Source organism: Paenibacillus sp. FSL R5-0517 (assembly GCF_037974355.1).
Classification (GTDB): domain Bacteria; phylum Bacillota; class Bacilli; order Paenibacillales; family Paenibacillaceae; genus Paenibacillus.
The window spans coordinates 725,724-740,236 of the sequence record NZ_CP150235.1 but is presented as its reverse complement, the minus strand read 5'-3'; the positions used below and the strand labels follow the sequence as shown (position 1 = coordinate 740,236).

General features: G+C 47.4%; 11 protein-coding genes. 3 read left to right on the top strand and 8 right to left on the bottom strand.

Features of this window, described 5'->3' with window-relative positions; genetic code table 11:
* The first annotated feature begins 26 nt into the window (after positions 1-26).
* The 3 genes from MKX40_RS03455 to MKX40_RS03445 are packed head-to-tail and all read left to right on the top strand — an operon-like array spanning position 27 to position 3,734.
* Positions 27-1,133 (top strand): endospore germination permease, encoded by a 1,107-nt coding sequence (locus tag MKX40_RS03455; RefSeq protein ID WP_339239442.1) that lies wholly within the window; start codon positions 27-29, stop codon positions 1,131-1,133.
* Positions 1,114-2,583 carry a spore germination protein gene (locus MKX40_RS03450; RefSeq protein WP_339239441.1) on the top strand — a complete coding sequence of 490 codons (1,470 nt, stop codon included), beginning with the start codon at positions 1,114-1,116 and terminating at the stop codon, positions 2,581-2,583. The genes MKX40_RS03455 and MKX40_RS03450 overlap by 20 nt, the downstream gene beginning before the upstream one ends.
* Positions 2,580-3,734, top strand: coding sequence for a Ger(x)C family spore germination protein (locus tag MKX40_RS03445; RefSeq protein ID WP_339239440.1), 1,155 nt, complete (start codon positions 2,580-2,582; stop codon positions 3,732-3,734). Before MKX40_RS03450 ends, MKX40_RS03445 begins: the two co-directional genes overlap by 4 nt.
* 76 nt (positions 3,735-3,810) lie before the next feature.
* Here the strand turns inward: MKX40_RS03445 and MKX40_RS03440 are convergent, their stop codons facing one another.
* From MKX40_RS03440 to MKX40_RS03405, 8 genes are all read right to left on the bottom strand, one after another.
* Positions 3,811-4,227 carry a sensory rhodopsin transducer gene (locus MKX40_RS03440; RefSeq protein ID WP_339239439.1) on the bottom strand — a complete coding sequence of 139 codons (417 nt, stop codon included), beginning with the start codon at positions 4,225-4,227 and terminating at the stop codon, positions 3,811-3,813.
* Between the two features lie 652 nt (positions 4,228-4,879).
* Positions 4,880-6,121, bottom strand: a complete 1,242-nt coding sequence (locus MKX40_RS03435; RefSeq protein ID WP_339239438.1) for a rhamnogalacturonan acetylesterase — start codon at positions 6,119-6,121, stop codon at positions 4,880-4,882.
* A gap of 74 nt (positions 6,122-6,195) precedes the next feature.
* Complete coding sequence (locus tag MKX40_RS03430; protein WP_339242906.1) at positions 6,196-7,035, bottom strand: carbohydrate ABC transporter permease; 840 nt, start codon at positions 7,033-7,035, stop codon at positions 6,196-6,198.
* 5 nt (positions 7,036-7,040) lie between these two features.
* The gene (locus tag MKX40_RS03425) at positions 7,041-7,943 is read right to left on the bottom strand and encodes a sugar ABC transporter permease (RefSeq protein ID WP_253429934.1); all 903 of its coding nucleotides are present in this window, start codon (positions 7,941-7,943) and stop codon (positions 7,041-7,043) included.
* A gap of 135 nt (positions 7,944-8,078) precedes the next feature.
* Positions 8,079-9,362 (bottom strand): sugar ABC transporter substrate-binding protein, encoded by a 1,284-nt coding sequence (locus MKX40_RS03420; RefSeq protein WP_339239437.1) that lies wholly within the window; start codon positions 9,360-9,362, stop codon positions 8,079-8,081.
* Positions 9,363-9,582: 220 nt separating this feature from the next.
* On the bottom strand, positions 9,583-11,136 hold the full coding sequence (locus MKX40_RS03415) for a response regulator (protein ID WP_339239436.1): 1,554 nt from the start codon (positions 11,134-11,136) through the stop codon (positions 9,583-9,585).
* Entirely contained in the window at positions 11,111-12,898 is a 1,788-nt protein-coding gene (locus MKX40_RS03410; RefSeq protein ID WP_339239435.1) for a histidine kinase, read from the bottom strand. Before MKX40_RS03410 ends, MKX40_RS03415 begins: the two co-directional genes overlap by 26 nt.
* Positions 12,899-13,147: 249 nt before the next feature.
* On the bottom strand, positions 13,148-14,470 hold the full coding sequence (locus tag MKX40_RS03405) for a stalk domain-containing protein (protein ID WP_339239433.1): 1,323 nt from the start codon (positions 14,468-14,470) through the stop codon (positions 13,148-13,150).
* Positions 14,471-14,513 lie beyond the last annotated feature (43 nt).

The window sequence follows — 14,513 nt, the reverse complement described above, 5'->3', positions numbered from 1 at the left end:
CTAATGGGAAAAGGGGACTCTTCAGCATGAAACGAACACAGCCTTCTTTTTTACAAGCCATGATGTTGATCATGTTATCCGTTGGCTTGATCAGCCATGTTCTGATTATTCCTGCCCTTTTGGCTGCGGCCAAAAGGGATTCTTGGATTTCCGTCCTGCTATCTGCCGGACCATTTCTGATATTCGCGCTAATGCTTGCTTATGTCTCTCGTTTCCTTCAGCATCAAACGCTGCATGATTGGTTAACTTCCCGTCTCGGAAAGCCCATTGGCATGTTATTTCGAGTTGGTAACAGCCTCTTTTTTCTCAGTGTCATCTACTTCACCCTGCACGATACCACGGCTTGGGCTAAAACGAACTATCTGACCGAAACTCCCGTATTGGTAACCAGTATTGCCCTGATGTCTCTCTGTGCCTACGCTGCGTATAAAGGTATTCGCTCGCTGGCCTTTACCGCAGGGTTAGTCCTGCCACTAGTTGTCTTGTTAGGTTTCTATGTTGCTATCGTAAATACCCAATACAAGGACTACAGTCGTCTGTTGCCTGTTCTTGAACATGGATGGCATCCCATTCTTAATGGCATGGTCTACAGTCTTGCAGGCATGTTTGAACTGCTGTTCATCTGGTACATCCAGCCTCATCTCACCAAACGTATACGTGTATGGCAGTATTTGATGCTCGCACTCATTCTTGTAGGACTAACTGTCGGCCCACTCATTGGGGCGATTGTGGAATTCGATCCTTTTGAGGCTGCCAAAATGAGATATCCCGCCTTTGAAGAATGGCGAATTGCCTCTTTGGGCAAATACATTGCCCAGACCGACTTCTTTTCCATCTACCAATGGCTGGCAGGTGCATTCACCCGAATTAGTCTTGCCATGTATATTGTAGTAGAAATATGGAATATTAAGAGCTCTACCAAAAGGCTTATCAGTTGTATCTCGTTGGGTGTCTTCTTTATCCTGACCATGTTGTATCCTCTGGATGATATGACCTTCGAAAAGCTTCTGGTCGAATACATATTCCCGTTCAATCTCGTATATCTGAGCGGACTTGCGATTATAGCAACGACGGTTGCCTTTATCCATTCACGCCATCAGAGGAGGAAACATCATGGAGCATCAAAAGATTGACACCACGTCCCATGAAACACTGCTTGCCTCTTTGAAAGAGCAGTTCAATCCATGCGCAGATGTTGTTATTCAGACCTTTCCTGTCAAAGATGAATCCGATCAGCCGGTCATCTTGCTGTATTGCGAAGGGCTTGTCGACGGTAAACAAATCAACCAATTTATTATCCCACGTTTAGAGCGGCACGCCCTAATCATTGAGGAATCACATCCCAAAGAGTTGGGATTAACCTTAAATCCGATTGAGGATATCACCAATTTCAAGAAACTTAATCTGTTGATTTTTAGTGGACAGCTACTGATCATCTTCGATAACGGTGTTCAAGCCTGCAGTCTGGATATTGCTGATATTCCAGGACGCAGTCCAGAAGAATCAGCTATTGAGACCTCAGTTAAAGGCCCTCGCGATGGATTCACCGAAGAACTCACGACCAACATCGCCCTTATTCGCAAACGAATGAAAACATCTTCGATGTGTTACGAGAAATATGTCAAAGGCGGTCGTACTCAAACTGCCATTGGACTACTGTATGTAAAAGATATTATTAATCCAGACATTCTAAAAGAAGCACGACACAATCTGGATCAAATTGAGATTGACGGCATTATAGGTAGCTCCATCATGGAGCGAGCTGTCATGGGAGGGGTTCGGAGCATCTTTCCGCTCACGGATAACACTGAACGTCCTGATTTTGTTGTCGATTCCCTGTTAAATGGACGTTTTGCCGTTCTCATTGAAGGTTCTCCAGTAGCAGTCATCGCGCCAACTACACTTTTCAATCAATTGAAATCTCCTGAAGATAGGAGTACACCCTTTTTCATCGTTACCTTCGAACGAATCTTGCGCATCTCCGGACTGCTGATTGCCTGTTTCTTCCCAGCCTTCTATATTGGGCTGACCAGTTTCAATGTGGAACAGATACCGCTACCGCTCTTGGCTACAATTGCTGGTACTCGAATGGGCCTGCCCATGCCCGTGACACTGGAAGCATTTCTAATGATTTTTATGTTTGAGCTATTCAACGAAGCTGGTCGCAGGTTACCACGTGCATTGGGCCAGACCGTCAGCGTGGTCGGCGGGCTTATCATTGGGGATGCCGCTATTCGCGCAGGGATTACGTCTCCTACCATCATAGTCACGGTAGCCATTTCAGTTATCTCCAGCTATATTCTCGTGAACACCGTGCTGAGCGGAGCTACCGCCCAGGTTCGGATCGGGATGCTTCTCATCTCTTCCATTCTTGGATTATTCGGATTCATGATTGGACTATTCGCCCTGTTGGTTCACCTTGTATCCTTAGAATGTTATGGAGTGTCTTATCTGACGCCCGTCTCTCCTTACATTCCAGGAGATTTCACGCAGGCCGTATCCATGCCACCGTCCATGAATAAAAATAAGCGTCCGGAAGCACTTCACACCCAAGATTCAACTCGTCGGAGAAAACGCCCATGATCCGATGGACGTCCATGACTGGCCTACTTGTGGGGTGCTTGATCCTGCTAACCGGATGCTGGGATTCCAAGGAAGTGCAAAGTATTAACTTCATCACAGCGATAGGAATAAACTATGTGGACAACCAATATATTGCGTATGCTCAATTGATAGACTTCTCGAGCATTGCAAAACAGGAAACACCAACTTCCCGGGAAACAAGGGACATGTGGATAGGACGAGGCAAAGGTACAACTCTGAGCATGGCTATTAATGACTTGTATGAAACATCACAGCAGCAAACGCTCTGGACTCATGTTAAGGCCATTGTTTTATCAAAAAATGCTTTGGACGGAAAGTTGGAGGATATATTTAATACGTTGCTGCATTCAGGTCAACTGAGATATACACCTTGGATTTATGCGACTGAGCAGGACATTCCGGAAGTACTATCCCCTTCTGCGCTGCTGAACCAATCCGCCCAGACCATTGAGATATTCGAACCCATGAGGCTATACAAACAGCATTCCGGCTACGAACCTATTCGGCTACATCAGCTTCTCGATGGATTACGGGAACCAGCTTCCGTCATTCTCTTACCTTCGGTCTCCACAAGGAATGAAACGTGGTTCAATGGCGATAAAAACCCACCTCTGGTTAGAATGGATGGATTTTATGTCATTTCCCAAGGCAAAAGTCAAGGTAGAGTTGCAGGAGCAGATGCAGACGGTACACGATATGTGAAATATAAGCGTGTTCATCAATATCCTTTGTACGTGTATGGGAATGGCGGAAAGACTCCTGATTTAACCCTGATGCTTCGTAATCCCAAGACCAGAATCACGGCCAGGAAACAAGGAGACGGCGTCACATTCGACATGGTTACCTCGGTCAAAAGTTCCATCACCGAAGACCATGGAGCCCCGCGCACGCCTCATGCCATGGAACAAGAAGCGGAAAAACAGATCGAATCTGAGATTCGAGATACGTTCGAAAAAAACAAGTCACGCAAGATTGATTCATATGGTCTTGCGGAACATCTCTATCGCAACAATTTACCCTTATGGCAGGAATTCACCCAACGCGCTGACCCCCTCGAACGTTTCAAGCTTGGCAAAGTGGAGGTCCATGTGGATATTCTGAATGCGAGCACGTATAAATACAGTGATTAAAAGAAGACCTGTGACCTGCATTACATGCAAGGTTACCGGTCTTCTTTTGGGTTGAATTTCAAGCCAAGTTGTAATTCTATCCTAATGGATATGCCATGACACTCATCAGAGCCAATTCTGGCTGGGTCGTGTCCAAACGGCTGTACTGGATAATGACAGGCATACTGCTGGAAACCGTAATTGCATAAGGTACGCCTGACGGGATAGATTGCTCTCCCGATTGCAGCGATGCGGTACGAATATGTTTTGTTCTTCTCGCTGGCACCTCTGCCACAATATCTTCGAGTGGTTCTCTGTCTTCAAAATAGATTGTGATGTTCAGTTCCGCATCGGCGGCACCTGTGTTTAATACACAGATGCTCTCGTGACTTTCCAGTGTGCCGCTGCTCTCCGGCGGGATGTAGCCATCAGGGATAACCCAGTAGGTATGACCTGTGGCTGTCGGATCGTTCTTATGGGCTGATGCACCTTGTTTGGTCGGCTCCAATGTCATTGAAATATATCCTCCAATCATTAAGTTAAAATCGGGTGGGCTTGCGGGGCTGTCGCTCCGATGGACGGATCGGGCTGTGGGCCGCTGTTGGCTCGGGATTTCTTTGGCTCATTCGCGGGGGCAAACTCTTAAAAATCCGGTGGGCTCGCACGGTAGTCGCTCCGATGGACGGATCAGGCTATGGGCCGCTGTTGGCTCGGGATTTCTATTTATTCCCCCTCAGCAGGGGAAATCCCGCTCCAAAGGCGGACGCTTCGCTCCCTCTACCCGATTCCGTCCCCCTCCGCTGCTACGCTCGCCGAACTGATTTAAAAAAATTATTGCCCTCGCTATTCGCTGGGCAACTTTGTTTCGCTCGTTACTTCGTTTAACTCGCTACCGTTTTTAAACCCTGAATAACTCGCGGAGCTGGCGCTCCGGCGGGCGGATCGGGCTGTGGGCCGCTGTTGGATCGGGATTTCTATTTATTCCTCCTCAGCAGGGGAAATCCCGCTCCAAAGGCGGACGCTTCGCTCCCTCTACCCGATTCCGTCCTCCTCCGCTGCTACGCTCGCCGAACTGATTTTAAAAAATTATTGCCTTCGCTCTTCGCTGGGCAACTTTGTTTCGCTCGTTACTTCGTTTAACTCGCTTAATAATTAAGGACATGAACCTACCGCAGATACATCTGCAACGGTTGTAATTGCAACTCGCGGATGGCTTCTGCCACCTGCTGGGCAAGGCGGCGGGCGCCGCGTTCCTGAAAATGCGTGTTATCCTCCACACCCGAAGGGAAATTCACATACTCTCCTGGCAGCACCCACATAAAGTCGTCCTTGGTGCCCTCAACGCCCGCCTGCTCGAACAGAAGGCGGCTGCGCTCAGCCAGATCGATCAGCGGTACACCTTCCTGTTCCGCCAGCTCACGTACGGCGATGATATAATCGCCATGCGTATCGGTCAATGTGCCATCATCCGCAAAATAGCGACGATGCACCGGGGTTATGAGCACCGGACGAGCCTTGGCTTCACGGGCAGCATCGATATACTTTTTCAGATATTCCTTATATGTTGTGAATGGGTCGGTCCCACGTTCAGGGTCCGGCTTCTCATCGTTATGTCCAAATTGAATAAACAGAAAATCTTCGGGCTTGATTCGCTCCAGAATGGCGCTGAGCCTGCCTTCATTCATAAAGCTGCGGGAACTGCGCCCTGACTGGGCATGATTATCCACTGCCACATCATGTTTGAACTGTGCTGGCAATAGCTGGCCCCAACCACAATACGGATACCCACTTTCCGGCTGGTCCGTTACGGTTGAATCCCCGGCAAGAAATACAGTCATGGTCTGATTCGCAAGGGTGATCTCTAACGCATTGATTCTTGGCGCGGGACCGGAAAATGACAGACGAAGTCTGCCGCCACGAACAACAACCGAGAATCGCACCTCTGCAAATTGCCCGGGAAGTGTACGAATGGTTGGCAGTACAAGCCTGCCCTCACCAACTTTCACGCGGGTTACTGTCTCAGCCAATTCATCACCTGCAACAAGTAAAACTTGATAGGTTCCATCGGGAACATCCACGATGAAGGATGCTTTGAGCGGAATACAGAAGCCCGAACGCAATCGGGCAGACATGGTTGTCTGCCCCGGATTGTTATGATGTTGTTTCGTGGAATTCGACACGTCATCATCTCCGATGCGTTGTTTCTCATACACCAGAGAACCCGCTTCGAATCCGTATCCGCCTCGTTCCTCATATGCGGTTGTTGCAGTTACTTTCAGATAATCCCCTGTCTCATCTGCTCTTCCCGAATCCGGTCCAAAGTTATACTTCCAGCTGGTCACGGACACTGCCTGGCCCTCTGCCGCTGCCTCCATGGCAACGGCCTGACGATCCTGAGCTTTATTCAAAAGCGATAACCTCCTTGGTTAACTTTCGTAAACGTTCAATCGGGCAAGATACGAAGATATACAGTCAAGCCTGCTTATCCTTTCAATCCGCTGGTGCTCATCCCTTGAACAATTTGTTTCTGGAAGATGAAGAACACAGCTACAACCGGAACCAGACTGACGATGGACATAGCAAACATGGCGCCCCAGTTAGAAGCAGATTCGCTATCCAGGAACATTTTCAGTGCCATCGATACGGTATATTTCTCAGGCGAGTTGAGGTACAATACCGGACCGAGCAGATCCTCCCATCTCCAGTAGAAGGAGAAAATCGCTGCTGTTGCCAGAGATGACTTGATCAGCGGCATAATAATCTGAATATATAATCTGAATTTGTTACATCCATCAATGGTTGCAGCCTCATCCAGCTCCTTCGGAATTGTTCGAATGAACTGTACCATCAGGAAGATGAAGAACGGCATTCCGAAGAATGTAGGGACAACGATTGGCAGAATCGTATTCAGCCAACCCAGCTTCGTGAAGATAATGTATTGAGGAACCAAGACCACGTCATGTGGCAGCATCAGCGTCAACATCATAATGGAGAACCAGAAGCTACGACCTTTGAAGCTAAGTCTGGCAAAACCAAAAGCGATCAGCGATGACGATATCACAGCACCGATGGTAGATATAACTACAATTACAAGGGAGTTGGTGATGTAATCCATGAACGGTCTTCCTGCTGTTCCTTTCCAACCATCCACATAGTTACTCCAGATCCACTCTGCTGGAAACAGGGTATCTGCGGTAACAAAGATCGTACGACTTTCCTTGAATGAACTGAAGAGCATCCAGAGTACGGGATAGAGCATCAGGAGGGCAAGAGCTGCAACGAACAGGTGATACACGGGCCATTTTACATTTTTCCATACCATCATCGTTACTTCCCTCCTTCAGATTCATAGAATACCCAGTACTTGGATGTCAGGAAGACAGCCACCGTGAGTATTCCAATCATAATGAGCATGATCCAGGCCATTGCCGAAGCATACCCCATGTTGTTAAACATAAATGCCTGACGGAACAGATACAGGGAGTACAGCATGGTACCATCCATTGGGCCGCCTTCGCCTTTGGAGATAATGTAAGCAGGTACGAAGGTCATGAATGCCCCAATTGTCTGCATGATCATATTGAACAGGACGATTGGGCTAAGAAGCGGCAAGGTGATGCTGAAAAATTTTCGAACCGGATTCGCACCATCCACACCTGCTGCCTCGTACATCTCAGGGGAGATGTTTTTGAGACCAGCCAGGAAGATCAGCATGGACGAACCGAACTGCCACACAGACAGTGAGATCAGCATAACCAGGGACGCATTCGGGTCACCAAACCAGCTTATAGGCCCAATCCCAATTGCCGTTAGAGCGCTGTTGATAACACCCTCATTACTGAAGAGGTTACGCCACATAATGGATACAGCCACACTACCGCCGATAATGGATGGCAGGTAATACAACGTCCGGTACGTTCCAATCATACGAGAGCCAGTATTGAGGACCATCGCTACGAAGAGGGCAAAGATCAATCTTAACGGAACCCCAATGAATACATACAGAAACGTCACTTTGACCGAGTTCCAATATTTCGGGTCATCAAAAAACATTTTGGTGTAGTTATCGAGCCCAATCCACCGCGGAGAAGTGAACAAGTTATAACTCGTGAACGACATATATAAGGATACAAACATGGGGATGAGTGTGAAGCCCAGGAATCCAATAATAAACGGGCTTATGAACGCATATCCGGTTAAGTTTCGACGTAACGACGAATACTGCCTCAATGGAACGAACCTCCTTCATGGATCAGCTTGCTCTCTCATCCTTCGGTCATCTGGACGGGGAAAGGCCCTCGCATTCGCGAGCAGCCCCATTCCCGACCATCCCTGAAGTGGGACGAGCAAGCTATCATTCAACTGTTATTTATTGTTTGCAAGTACCGATTCGGCATTTTTGCGGAATGTTTCTGCTGCCTGTTCAGGTGTGATTTTGCCAAAGTTCAACTCTTCAACCACATCGGCCAGAGCAGAGATTACTTCCGGTGAACCCACCGGTGGCGGTGAACTCATTGGTGAAGCCTTAGGCTCCATTGCGGCTACGAATTCAAAGACCTGTTTCGTGGCGTCACTCAGCTCAGGTGCGATGGCTTCCTTGATTGCTCCGGAGATTGGTACACCGCGCTCCCCTTTGATCAGTTTGTTGGCTTCCACGTCATTCACCCAGAAATCAATGAATTTAGCCGCTTCTTCCTTCACTTTGGAGTTAGATGTTACACCCCAATACATACTTGGTTGCATATAAAGTCCTTTTTCCATATCAGGTCCTGGCATTGGAGCAATTTCGAGCGGACGGTTCGCTACCTGTTGCAAAGCTACGAACTGGTTGGACCACTGCCATACGCCAATTCCTTTTTCCTTCACGAGATCCGATTCCTCAATAATGCCTTTGGTTTGGTTGGCTACATCCGGTGTAGGTGCTGCGCCCTGCTCAATCATGCGGCGCATAAGTCCGAAGAATTCAACAAACAATTGGTCATCATCATAACCAAGACCTGTGCCTTCCGCATTGTATAGCGACAACCCTTTGGTACGCAGGAAGTAATGGAAGAAGATATCCGGAGCTACCCCTCCATCCAAATACAGACCTTTCTCAGCGGCTTGTTTACCCAGTGCTTCGTAGGACTCCCAAGTCATATTGTCAGGGATTGCATCCACGCCTGCTTTTTTAAGCAACGCCGGATCATATTGGAAGCCCAGAACGTTAACACCGGCAGGTACACCGTATTGTTTGCCATTAATTACACCTGTGCTAATTACATTCTCAGACACATCGTCCACTTTGATCTGGTTGCCCAGATAAGGCGCTAGATCCTCAAGCTGACCATTCTGTGCATATTGGCTGATGTAGGAAATATCCATCTGAACGATATCAGGCAATTGATTTGCTGCTGCTTGTGGTGCAAGCTTTTTCCAGTAGTCATCAAATGAAGCATATTCCACGTCAATTTTGACATTCGGATTTTTCGACTTGTATAGGTCAATGACCTTCTGTGTATATTCATGCCGTGCATCCGAACCCCACCAAGCGATCCGCAGAGTAACCGATCCATCCGAAGACCCCTGTTCGCTTCCTCCACCTGAACTACATGCCGCTGTAAAAACGAGCAACGCAGCCATCATCAGGAATATTGCCTTTTTCACCATGCCAATCTCCCCTTTTATGTTGATATGGTTGTGTGAACGCGTTACCCTCTTATTTCTGATAACGCTTTCACAAACTTGTTAATGTCATTTTCGCAAATGTGCGACCAGAGTTGAATACACAAAACCGTCTTGTTGGTTCAAAAAACAGAGGAGGACAACAGCTCCCTCTCAGCGCTGTTCATCCTCCCCAGACATGAGTCATACGATTGATATCTCATTGTTATATGCCGATCCTGCGGAATTCCGTAGGTGTCATACCGGTCCATTTTTTGAACACCTGACTGAAATATTGCGAATTACCGCCGAATCCGAACAACTCAGCTAGTTCGAATACTTTAACATCCCCGCCTCTGCGGATATGATCACACGCCCGTTCGATGCGCAGACGATTGACGTAATTGGAGAAATTCTCGCCCGTGACTTTTTTGAAAATCTTGCCCAGATAATCCGGATTCATATATAACATCTGATGAGCGACTCCATTGAGCGAGAGATCTGCCTCTCCATAATGACGATCCACGATATCCATCATCTTCTCCACGGCGGAAGACTGGCGGCTGATATGGTTTTTGTAATACCCGGAAGTTAGCCGGGCTGCACTGCTTGCAACAAAAGTTTTTAATCCAGATAACGTATCGATATGAGGCAGTTCCGCCATACGCTGGGTGAATTCTGTTGCCTCCTCGGGCGGACATACATGAACCATCGCAGAATACAGCTGCACTACATAAGAACGAGTCACCTCAATCTCCAACTGCTGACGCGATAATAGATCAAACAGACGATCCACCTCTGCCGCGGTTTCTTCTGTATTGCCCGATTTGATCAACTGACACAGTTGCTCTGCATCCTGTTCTACATGCACGCCGTCGCATTCTCCTGCCAGAACGAGATCATTCTTCGTGATCAGTTTGCCTTCACCAATAAAAAAGCGATGGTTCAGATACTGCAATGCCTCACGAAACAACCGCCGGGACTGGATCATTCGATCTGCTTCACTCAGCGCAGCGGTCACTTCCAGTTTATACAGTCTGGTAAATGCAGCCCGAACCTCTTCAATATTTTCTTCCAATCGGCCCGGATCAGTTGAATCCGCAAGCAGAATCAGAAGTTTGCCTTCAATGGTAGTGCTTAACAGTACATCCGGTAGCAGATCACTGGCAATGTTTTTGATCGCAAATAAGTGACTGTAATCATGCTCATCTACGATTCGGAACAGCAGTAACCGAACTGTGTTCTCTTCAAGCTCCAGATCGAACAGCTCCTGATAATATTCCAGATCAACTGGCCCATAGGTTCGGTTGGTCATGAATTCTAGCAGAAATTGCTCCTTCACATGCGGAAGGACACGCTGTAATCGCTGTTTCATCTCACCAGCAACATGCTCCTTCACTTGAGCATCCTGATGTTCCTGCAACAGTTCGGTTAACGCATCATGGATCTGATTCTCATTACATGGTTTGAGCAAATAATGCTTCACACCATATTGCATCGCCCTGCGGGCATACTCGAACTCCTTGTAGCCGGATAACATGATGAAACGTACCCCTGGATATGCTTCCGATGCCTTCTCTATGAGTCCGAGACCATCCAGACCCGGCATGGAGATATCCGTAATAATAATGTCAGGTCTCGACTGCCCGATTTTGTCCAATGCTTCAATCCCATTCCTCGCCGTACCCACCAATTCCGTACCTGCCGCGGCCCAATCGACCACTTGGGAAATCCCCTCCAGAATGACACGTTCATCATCTACGAGCATCACTTTGTACATCGTCATCGTCCTCTCTGATCCAAGGTATGCTGATCGATACTACAGTTCCTGATCCGGGCTTGCTCCTCATCACCATTCCACCTTCATCACCGAAGGTCAGTCTGATTCGTTCCTGGATGTTAGATAACCCAATGCCCTGTCCTCTTGTCTGAATACGTCCTTCGTGTAGTTGTTCCAGAAATTCCGGTGTCATCCCCGGACCGTCGTCTTCGACTTCGATAATCACCTTATCTCCATCTGCTCTCGCCCGAATACGAATTCGGCAGGGTTCAATGCTTGGTTCGAGTGCATAATGTATGGCGTTCTCCACGAGTGGCTGTAACGTTAACTTGGGAATCCGGGCCGTTCCCACCTCAGGGGCAATCTCCATGTCAAAATTAAGTCTCTCCTCAAAACGAGTGCGCTGAATCGTAACGTAACTGCGGACTATGTCCAGCTCTCTTTCAAGCGTGATCCACTTCTCGGACATATTCACAGAGCTGCGCAGCAGAAATCCAAGCGCCTCAACCATTTCCGAGATCTGTCGTTGCTTCTGCACTTTGGCCAACCAGTTAATTGATTCCAACGTGTTGTATAGAAAATGTGGATTAATCTGCGCCTGAAGCGCTTTCAACTCCGTCTCACGAATCACCAATTGCTTAGCATAGTTCTCATCAATCAATTCACGTATCCGTTGAAGCATCATCTTGAAGGTGCGATGCAGCAGCCCCACCTCATTCTGTGGAGATATGGGAACATTGCCAAGGGCAGCCTCCTCCAGTTTATCCAAATCGCCTTTTTCGATATTACGCATCTTTTTGATCAACTGCGCAATCGGGTGGGTGATACTGCGAGAAAACTTCGCTCCAATAATCAGTGCGACCAGAAAAATCATAATAAAGATGACCGTGACCAGCTGTTTGACAAACTGAATTTGTTTAAACATCTGATCAAAAGGCGTCGTATATAGGTAAGTCCAGTCAGTGTAGGAAGAGTTGGCCCGGGCGACAAAATAACGACCATGCTCAAACATGGCGATGCCATAAGGTTGGGTCCGCTTCAATTCCGACTCTATTTCAGCTTCACTGACTGCTGATTCTGTTGGATAGATCACTTCTTTTCCATCCGTAATCAACAACTGGGAGTCCTCTGCCGGTTCTTGCATCTGATCCTGGACAATTCGGTCCAGACGGACACGGATAATCAGCGTACCGAGCTTTTCCAGCGTAAACGCCCCACCCGTAAAAGATTTCACCTGTCGGACGGATAAAAGCCTAGCTTGTTGATCCCCACTGGTATGCCACACATTGGACCCCGAATATCGGTCTCCCAGTGTCACCAGTTCCTTCTGTTTTGTCTCCGAAATTCCTTCCCGGTTCCCTGCAGCCATAACGTTATTATCATTATCGATAAATAGCATGGAATAGACGTATTTCTCAGACCCGGCATAAGCAACTAACCGGTTAGTAATTTTTTTGCGCAGACCATTTTTCTCGTAACCTGTCTCGGCCTTTTCAAGTTGAAGCAGATATTGCTGAAGCGGCTCATCTGACATCACCTTGAAAGAGAGACTGGACATCTCACGCAGTTGATTCTCAATGCCTACTGAAGACATATTGAGGACTTGCGAGGACTTCTCGTAGATTTGACGATCATAGATGCTGAACACATATCGGAGCACAGACGCATAAAACGTAAAGCTGATTAACATCAAAATGCCAATAAGAAGAATCGTTTTGTGATGAATCGGAAGTGTTGTGAAAGCGTTCTTAATTTTAGTCATCCTAAGCGCTCCTTTGCCTTGCGAAGGGTGCTGTCGTGTTATGGTTTAATCGTTTTATTGTAAGTTATTTTCATATTTACACATCCATTGGGCATCTGACAAGATATATTTATCCAACATTTCAGGTCATTAGAGGAGTGATCCATCTGTGTCAGCAACTCAAAAAGAACACAAAACAGCCAGAATGCCTTGAACAGATCAAGGCATTCTGGCTGTTGAATCACATCATGCTAAAGCATGAAACATATCTTACGGATTAACAAAAACAGTTCTCAGCTTCGCTACATATTGCACATCAAAGCCAAGTCCTTCAGCCACCATGGCAAGAGGGACATAGGTTTTGGACTCTTTGCCTACCTTGTTCAGGAATGCAGGTGTATCCACGTTAACCGATGCTCCATTGACCTTCACCGCATTGGCACCAATCTTGACAGCAACTTTCCGCTCTCCATATGTAATGGTTGCAGTTGAAGTCTTGTTATCCCATACCGTAGTAGCACCGACAGCGTTCACGATATCTTGGATTGCCACAAAGTTTTTGCCGTTACGGATAATTGGTTTGTACGGTGTATTCAAGGTTTTGCCACTCACGATAATATTCATGGGTTCACCTGTGGCAGGTGCAGTCAGCTTGGTGTAATCTCCCCAGATCGTTTTGGCAAATACTTCGGCAATGGCCGCATATCCGAATTGATTCGGGTGAAAATCACGATCTTTGATCATATGAGTCATCGTGCCTTCACCGCCAACAAACTCTTTGGCCACGTGTGCGACTTTGACATTGGTTCCTTGAGCAGAGAATTTAGCTGCGATTCCATCAATCGTCTGTGTGAAACCTTGGGATGCCTCCATCAGTTTGGCATAGAGTGCCTTGCCCGCTACTTCTGGCATCGGTTGATATTGGTCTGCGATGACAATTGTAGCGGTCGGATTAATTTCATGGATCGTATTAATCGTTGCACTAACATTCTCTGTATATGTTGCAAGTAATTCTTTTAATTTTGTTTGCAGTTCCTGATCACTCAGTTTGTCTGCTGTACCGAGAAGCTCAGATACATCATTTCCCCCAATGGTAATTGCGACCAGATTGGCCTGTGCTACACTCTCCCGGATTGCGGCAGTGTTAGCTCCGATCTGTCCCGCTCTTGGATCAGGAAGGCTTGGTTGAATGGCTTCGGAAGTCAGTGTTTTGCCATCCTTAATTGCAGTAGTGAAGTTTTTCAGACCACTGGTCTTAAGTCCCGCAATCCCGTAGTTGTCCACCTGTGTACGTCCGTGCAGCAAACCTTGCTCCTGCAGACGTTCGACATAACCATAAGGCAATTCTTTCGTGTTGGGCTCATAACCTACCGTTATGGAATCTCCCAATGTGACGATGCGGAACTCCTTCGTTACGGCTACTGCATCTTTCTTCGCAGTCAGCGAAGCTTCGTTTGTACCCACTGGCAATACACTTGTTGTGGTGTCAGCCGCGTGTGCAGGCAATGCAGAAGATGTGAAGAGCAGCATTCCTGCCAACATGCTCGCCGTTAAACCGGCAGCCGTATTTTCCCATATCCGTTTACGCTTCATTCAGGTAACACTCCTTTTCGTGAATCTATCTTCATTCACACTA

Coding starts and splice junctions, on each gene's coding strand:
- MKX40_RS03455 (WP_339239442.1), top strand. CDS start 27: ATGAAACGAACACAGCCTTCTTTTTTACAAGCCATGATGTTGATCATG.
- MKX40_RS03450 (WP_339239441.1), top strand. CDS start 1,114: ATGGAGCATCAAAAGATTGACACCACGTCCCATGAAACACTGCTTGCC.
- MKX40_RS03445 (WP_339239440.1), top strand. CDS start 2,580: ATGATCCGATGGACGTCCATGACTGGCCTACTTGTGGGGTGCTTGATC.
- MKX40_RS03440 (WP_339239439.1), bottom strand. CDS start 4,227: ATGACATTGGAGCCGACCAAACAAGGTGCATCAGCCCATAAGAACGAT.
- MKX40_RS03430 (WP_339242906.1), bottom strand. CDS start 7,035: ATGGTATGGAAAAATGTAAAATGGCCCGTGTATCACCTGTTCGTTGCA.
- MKX40_RS03420 (WP_339239437.1), bottom strand. CDS start 9,362: ATGGTGAAAAAGGCAATATTCCTGATGATGGCTGCGTTGCTCGTTTTT.
- MKX40_RS03415 (WP_339239436.1), bottom strand. CDS start 11,136: ATGTACAAAGTGATGCTCGTAGATGATGAACGTGTCATTCTGGAGGGG.
- MKX40_RS03410 (WP_339239435.1), bottom strand. CDS start 12,898: ATGACTAAAATTAAGAACGCTTTCACAACACTTCCGATTCATCACAAA.
- MKX40_RS03405 (WP_339239433.1), bottom strand. CDS start 14,470: ATGAAGCGTAAACGGATATGGGAAAATACGGCTGCCGGTTTAACGGCG.